This is a genomic window from Streptomyces sp. S6 (genome assembly GCF_054880855.1).
This window is the reverse complement of the sequence record NZ_JBTYMC010000343.1, coordinates 1-6,485: the sequence shown is the minus strand read 5'-3', so window position 1 is coordinate 6,485 and position 6,485 is coordinate 1. Positions and strand designations below refer to the sequence as shown.

At 72.2% G+C, this 6,485-nt stretch carries 7 protein-coding genes; 6 read left to right on the top strand and 1 reads right to left on the bottom strand.

Translation table 11 applies throughout. From position 1 onward, the window contains the following. The 4 genes from ACVNF4_RS30525 to ACVNF4_RS30510 form a co-directional block, all read left to right on the top strand. A partial coding sequence (locus ACVNF4_RS30525) for an NHLP bacteriocin export ABC transporter permease/ATPase subunit (RefSeq protein ID WP_461806120.1) occupies positions 1-2,004 on the top strand: 2,004 nt, incomplete at its 5' end. Between the two features lie 163 nt (positions 2,005-2,167). After that, positions 2,168-2,770: a response regulator transcription factor gene (locus ACVNF4_RS30520; protein ID WP_461806119.1), complete on the top strand. Its 603-nt coding sequence runs from the start codon at positions 2,168-2,170 to the stop codon at positions 2,768-2,770. Between the two features lie 52 nt (positions 2,771-2,822). Next, a complete protein-coding gene (locus ACVNF4_RS30515; RefSeq protein WP_461806118.1) occupies positions 2,823-3,362 on the top strand; it encodes a hypothetical protein in 540 nt (179 codons plus the stop codon). Between the two features lie 47 nt (positions 3,363-3,409). Next, a complete protein-coding gene (locus ACVNF4_RS30510) occupies positions 3,410-3,853 on the top strand; it encodes an STAS domain-containing protein (RefSeq protein ID WP_461806117.1) in 444 nt (147 codons plus the stop codon). Positions 3,854-4,045: 192 nt separating this feature from the next. Here the strand turns inward: ACVNF4_RS30510 and ACVNF4_RS30505 are convergent, their stop codons facing one another. Continuing rightward, on the bottom strand, positions 4,046-4,480 hold the full coding sequence (locus ACVNF4_RS30505; protein WP_461806116.1) for a subtilase-type protease inhibitor: 435 nt from the start codon (positions 4,478-4,480) through the stop codon (positions 4,046-4,048). Positions 4,481-4,905: 425 nt separating this feature from the next. Between ACVNF4_RS30505 and ACVNF4_RS30500 the strand changes: the two genes are divergently transcribed. After that, a complete protein-coding gene (locus tag ACVNF4_RS30500; RefSeq protein WP_461806115.1) occupies positions 4,906-5,580 on the top strand; it encodes an alpha/beta fold hydrolase in 675 nt (224 codons plus the stop codon). 9 nt (positions 5,581-5,589) lie between these two features. After that, positions 5,590-6,485, top strand: an 896-nt coding sequence (locus tag ACVNF4_RS30495) for an alpha-hydroxy-acid oxidizing protein (RefSeq protein WP_461806114.1), incomplete at its 3' end; no start/stop codon positions are given.

Genomic DNA, 6,485 nt, shown 5'->3' with positions numbered 1-6,485 from the left:
CTGACCGAGCCCGCGCGGATGGGTGCCGTGGGCGGCCGGCTCGACCCGGTCGAACAGGTCGCTCTCGCCTCCCGGGTCCGGGTGCGTGCCGTGCGGCTCGACGGGCGCTGGTGGCGGGACGACGTCGGTCCGCTCGTCGGGCACCGCGCGCTGTCCGGGACGCCGGTCGCGCTGCTGTGGCGACGGGGCGGGTACGTCGCCGTGCATCCGGGGACCGGGCGGGAGACGCCGGTCGAGAAGGCGAACGCGAGCGAGTTCGAGCCGCGCGCGGTGATGTTCTACCGGCCGCTGCCCGACCGTCCGATGGGCCCGCTCGGTCTGCTGCGGTTCAGCATGCGCGGCACCGGGCGCGACCTCTCGACGCTCGTGCTGAGCGGTCTCGTGACGGTGGCGATCGGGGCGCTGGTGCCGATCGCGACCGGCAAGGTGCTCGGGGAGTTCGTGCCGCGCGCGCAGGAGGGGCTGATCGTCCAGGTGTGTCTGGCGGTGATGCTCAGCAGTGTCGTCGCCGCCGCGTTCGTCCTGCTCCAGAACCTGACGATCCTGCGTCTTGAGGGGCGGATCGAGGCCACGCTCCAACCGGCCGTGTGGGACCGGCTGCTGCGCCTGCCGACCAAGTTCTTCGCGGCCCGCTCCACCGGTGAGCTGGCCAGCGCGGCCATGGGGATCAGCGCGATCCGGCGGCTGATGGCGGGCCTCGGCCCGTCGGTCGCGCAGTCCCTGACGGTCGGCGCGATGAACCTCGGGCTGCTGCTGTGGTACAGCGTGCCGATGGCGCTGGCCGCGATCGGGATGCTCGTCGTGATCGGGGCGGTGTTCCTCGGGCTCGGGCTGTGGCAGGTGCGGTGGCAGCGGCGGCTGGTCGTCCTGTCCAACAAGCTGAACAACCAGGCGTTCCAGACGCTGCGGGGGCTGCCGAAGCTGCGGGTGGCCGCCGCCGAGAACTACGCGTACGCCGCCTGGGCGTCGGAGTTCGCCCGCAGCCGGGAGCTTCAGCACCGGCTCGGGAGGATCAAGAACCTCAACGCCGTGCTGGGTTCGGTGTATCTGCCGCTGTGCTCCCTGCTGATGTTCATGCTGCTGGCCGGGCCCGCGCGCGGGAGCATGTCCGCGTCCGACTTCCTCACCTTCAACACGTCGGTGACGATGCTGCTGACCTCGGTGACGTCCCTGACCGGGGCGTTCGTGTCGGCGGTGGCCGCGCTGCCGCTGTTCGAGGAGATCCGGCCGGTGCTTGAGGCGACGCCGGAGGTGCGGGGGGCGGCGACGCGGCCGGGGCCGCTCACCGGGGCGCTGGAAGCGCGCCGGCTGTCCTTCCGGTACGCCGACGACGGGCCGCTCGTCCTGGACGACGTGTCCTTCGAGGTGCGGCCCGGGGAGTTCGTCGCCGTGGTGGGGCCGAGCGGGTGCGGGAAGTCCACTCTCCTGCGGCTGCTGATCGGGTTCGACCGGCCCGTGTCGGGGAGTGTCCTCTACGACGGGCAGGACCTCTCGGCGCTGGACCAGTCCGCCGTGCGGCGGCAGTGCGGGGTGGTCCTCCAGAACGCCCAGCCGTTCAGCGGGTCCCTGCTGGACGTCATCTGCGGCACCGAGTCCTACACGCCCGAGGAGGCGATGGCCGCCGCCGAGCTCGCCGGGCTCGCGGAGGACATCAAGCGGATGCCGATGGGGCTGCACACCATCGTCTCCGGCGCCGGCGCGATCTCCGGGGGCCAGCGCCAGCGCCTCATGATCGCCCAGGCGTTGATCCGCCGGCCGCGCATCCTGTTCTTCGACGAGGCGACCAGCGCGCTCGACAACGAGACACAGCGGGTGGTCATCGAGTCGACCCGCAAGCTGAACGCCACGCGCGTGGTCATCGCGCACCGGCTGTCCACCGTCATGGACGCGGACCGGGTGGTGGTGATGGAGAACGGGAGGATCGCGGAGCAGGGGGCGCCGGAGGTGCTGCTGGCGGATGCCGGGGGGCGGTTGCACGAGTTGGTGCGGCGGCAGTTGGCCTAGGGCCGCCATGGCCTGAATGGGTGTTGTCCCCCATAGGCGAGCGTGCCGGGGCCGGGGGACGATGGCCCGGTAGGGCGACGGGGGCCCGCTGCTTGCGTGTCGTCCCTGGTCAGGGTGTTCGCAGGGAGGTGCGTTCAGTGGGTTCGGGCGGGGGACGGGGTTCGTGATCGGTGTCCTGGTGGTCGAGGACATGGAGGTCGTGCGGGCCGGTCTGGTCGCGCTCCTGGACGGCGAACTCGGCATCGAGGTCATGGCCCAGGCGGGCGACGGGGTCCAGGCGCTCGGGGTGATCGAGTCGTCCGCACCGGACGTCGCGCTGCTCGACATCGACGGCCCCGGCCTCGACGGGCTCGCTCTGGCCAAGGAGTTCGCGGCGCGGGCGCCGGCGTGCCGGACGATCGCGCTGACGGCCCTGGACCGCCCCGGCCGGCTGCGTCAGGCCCTCGACGCGGGCGCCTCCGGCTACGTCCTGAAGAGCGTGTCCCGGCAGCAGCTCACCCACGCCGTCCGCAAGGTCGCCACCGGCGTCCGCGCGGTGGAGCCCCGCGGGCTCGCCGACACCCCCTGGAAGTGCACGCCCCTGACGCTGCGCGAGGCGGAGGCCCTCCGCCTCGCGTCGGCCGGCGCGACCGCCCAGGAGATCGCCGGCCGCCTCCACCTCGGCATCGGCACCATCCGCAACCGCCTCTCCGCGGCGGTCGGGAAACTCGACGCGCGCGGCCTGGTGGACGCGATCCTCATCGCGGAACGCCAGGGCTGGATCTGATGCCGCCCACCCGTGCACGGACGGCGCCCCGCCGACGGCGTCCGGGGCGTTGATGCGCCCTCAGCCGCAGCCGGGAACCACCGCCTACCGGAACCGTCCCCTTCGTGCCCTGTCCTTCGCGATGGTCGCCGGGACGGTCGCGGCGGCCGTCTCCCTGCTGTTCCTCGATTCGCCCGCGGTGAGCGGGGCCCGGGAGGCGGCGCAGGCACTCGCCCTGCCGAGCGGGTGCGCGTGGGTCTTCGTGCGGATCGGGCTGTTGCCGCAGGTCCGCTGGGGTGAGGGGCGGCTGACGGTCGTCGATCCGTTCGTCGTGTACGAGGCGTCCCTGTCCGATGTACGGCTGCTCGCCAGGGCCGGCCGGGGCGGGTCGCTGCTCGTCGGAGGGGTCGAGGTGCGTCCCTGGGCGATGACGCGTTCGCTGTTCGACGGCAGGCGTGCCGGTGCCTCGCGGCGGGAGCTGCGGAACGCGGTCCGTCGTGCGGAACGGGCCGGCGAGGGGCCGTCGTCGCTGGTCCGCAGGCCGTTGACCGGCTGGTACGACGTACTGGTGCTGCCGGTGCCGTGGGCCGTCGCCGGGGCGTTTCTGTGCTGACGCCGGGGCGGGAAGTCAATGATCCGCGCGGAAATCCATCCGGTCGGGTGAACCGGGTCTTGCGGGCCGTGGTGGAGGGATGCTTCGGGGCGGGCCGGGGTAGCTACCGGGACCGGACGAGCACCCTGCCGAAGTGGGACGAGATGACACCACCGGCCAACGCGTACGCGCGCACCAGGGCCAGCGGCCGGTTCACCGTGGTCGAGGTGACCGGGGAGATCGACATGGCCACGGAGGGGCTGCTGACGGAGCATCTGGACGCGGCGACGACGGGTGAGGCGCCGGACGTCCTGGTGGATCTGCGGCGCGTGGAGTTCATCGACTGCTCGGGGCTGCGGGCGCTGTGCCGCGCGGAGGAGCGGGCCCGCCGTCGGGGCGGCCGGCTGCGGCTGGTGCACGACCGGTCCGCGGTACGCCGGCTGCTGCTGGCCGCGCGGCTGACGGACCGGTTCGCGCCGCTGACGGAGATCCCCGGTGAGCGTCAACCGTGAGCCGCGTGAAGCACCCTCACGGAGGAGCTCCGGGGACCGGAGGGAGGCCCCACCCCACCCGTCCGGTCCCCGGAGCAAAGGAGCCGCAGGCTCTCCCGTGTCCAGGACTCGCACTCCCCAGTCACGAGCCTTCGTGGCGTCCACAGGGACCCCACGGCTCCGGTCTCGAAGGTTCCAGAGGTTCTGGAACTCCTAGAAGGCGAACACGCTGATCGCGCCCGCGTTGCGCACGCACTCGTTGGCGAACGTCCGCTCGTAGGAGACCCGTTTGCCCTGCCAGACGCCGTCGACGGTCACGACGACGGGGTCGTACTGCTTGGTGCAGGGCCCGCTCGCCCGCATCGCGAGCGCGTCGAGGTCACCGTCCGCCGCGCGCAGTTCGGCGCAGGCCAGGGCGGCTGCGGGGTGGGTTCCGGAGGAGGTCGGCGCGCAGTTCAGGGTGACGGCGCGGGCGGGCGTCGTCCCCGCCGCCCGCTCGCCGTGACCGACCGTCAGCACGAGTGCCGACGGGGCGTACAGGGAGGTCGGGCCTGCGGACGGGGCGGCGAGCGCGGACCCGGTGAGGGGTCCGCCGAGGGTGACGGCGACGAGGCCGCCGATCGCTGCCCAGCGCGCGGTGTTCCGCATCGTGTGCTTCCTTCCGCTCGGTTGGAGTCTGTGCCACCTGGTCACCGGTGGGTGGCTGGGGCGGCGGTCGCCACTCTGCCGGGTCCGGCGCAGGAGTTCACATCGACCCCACATATTTCAGTAACCTTGCGTATTCAATCAGTGGCGTGAAGCTACAGGATTCGAACGACAGAACGCCGCAAGCAGGTGCTTCATGATCCGCTTACGAGCCCGGTTGGCCGGATTTCGTAGGCTCGGCAATCGACCTGAAACATTCCCCGCATCGAACAATGGTCGAACCATCCAGTTGAACCGTGAATTATGGACGAATCAACCTCTGATCGGCGTCCGGGAGGCGGCCGTACGGTCACCGCACCCCTCAGAACAAGCCTCGGCCCCCGTCCCTGTCAGGACGTGTTGTCAGACCCCTCGGCTACCTTGCGGACATGACTCGATTCGTGTTGGTGGCAGGGGCTTGGCTCGGCGCGTGGGTGTGGGACGAGGTGGTGAAGGAGCTGCCGTCGGCCCATCCCCTCACGCTGTCCGGGCTCGCGGAGAAGCGAGAGGTGCCGGCGGGTCAGGAGACGCACGTCCGGGACATCGTGGAGGAGATCGAACGGCTGGATCTGCGGGACGTCGTACTGGTGGGGCACAGCTACTCGGGGATCCCGGTGGGGCAGGCGGCGGAGCGGATCGGGGAGCGGCTGCGCAGACTGGTCCTGGTAGACGCGGGTGTGCCGGTCGACGGCGAGTCGTTCTTCTACGGCTGGGACAGCACCGAGGTGCGGCGCGAGATCGAGGCGAACGGCGGGGTCTGGCCCCCGGACGCCGCCCAGTTCGCGGGGCAGGAGCTGTCCGAGGAGCAGATCGCCGGCATCCTCGCGCGCGCCACCCCGCACCCCGGCGCCTCCCTCTCCGAACCCGCCGCCCTGACCGGCTCCCTCGCCGATCTGCCGACGACGTACATCAAGTGCCTGCTCGACGGCGAGGAGCCGATCCCGCCCGTCGCCGCGCTGCTGAAGAGCCCGTCGTGGGAGCTGATCCGGCTGGACACCGGCCACTGGCCCATGGTCTCCCGTCCCCGTGAACTCGCCCGTATCCTGCGGCAGATCGCCGAGTAGAGGAGCCACATGACCCAGCACCGGGCCGACTTCCAGTACGAGATCTACCTCAACGGCCTGACGGGCGCCGTCCCCCGGCTCCCCACGGATCTCACCGCACTGGAGGAGATGGCCGAGCGGCGCCTCGGCCCCGGCCCGGTCGGGTACGTCGCGGGCAGCGCCGGTGACGGCAGCACGGCGCGGGCGAACCGGGCGGCTCTGGAGCGGCGCCGGATCGTGCCGCGCATGCTGCGGGACGTCAGCGAGCGGGAGCTGTCCGTGGAGGTGCTGGGCCGTCAGCTCTCCGCCCCGCTGGCGCTGGCCCCGGTCGGGGTGCTGTCGATCATGCACCCGGGCGCGGAACCGGCGGCGGCACGGGCAGCCGCCGCGCAGGGCGTGCCGTACATCCTGTCCTCGGCGTCGAGCACGCCGATGGAGCAGGTCGCGGAGGCGATGGGGGACGCCGAACGCTGGTTCCAGCTCTACTGGTCCAAGGACCGCGAGGTGACCCGGAGTTTCCTGAACAGGGCGAAGGCGGCCGGGTTCTCGGTGCTCGTCGTCACCCTGGACACCCCGCTGCTGGCCTGGCGCCCACGCGACCTGGACCAGGCGTACCTGCCGTTCCTGCGCGGCGTCGGCGCAGCGAACCACTTCACCGACCCGGCGTTCCTCGCGGGCCTCGCGAAGCCGCCGCAGGAGGACCTCGACGCGGCGGTGCTGCGGTTCGTCAGCCTGTTCGCGGACCCCGGCAAGACCTGGCCGGACCTCGCGTTCCTGCGGGAGCACTGGGACGGCCCGATCGTCCTCAAGGGCATCCTGCACCCGGACGACGCACGGCTCGCCGCCGACGCCGGGACGGACGGCGTGGTGGTCTCCAACCACGGCGGCCGTCAGGTCGCCGGCGCGGTCGCGGCGGCGGACGCGCT

Bases quoted from the DNA above. Each gene is read 5' to 3' on its own strand.
- ACVNF4_RS30515 (WP_461806118.1), top strand. From the start codon at position 2,823: ATGCGCCCTCAGCCGCAGCCGGGAACCACCGCCTACCGGAACCGTCCC.
- ACVNF4_RS30500 (WP_461806115.1), top strand. From the start codon at position 4,906: ATGACTCGATTCGTGTTGGTGGCAGGGGCTTGGCTCGGCGCGTGGGTG.
- ACVNF4_RS30505 (WP_461806116.1), bottom strand. From the start codon at position 4,480: ATGCGGAACACCGCGCGCTGGGCAGCGATCGGCGGCCTCGTCGCCGTC.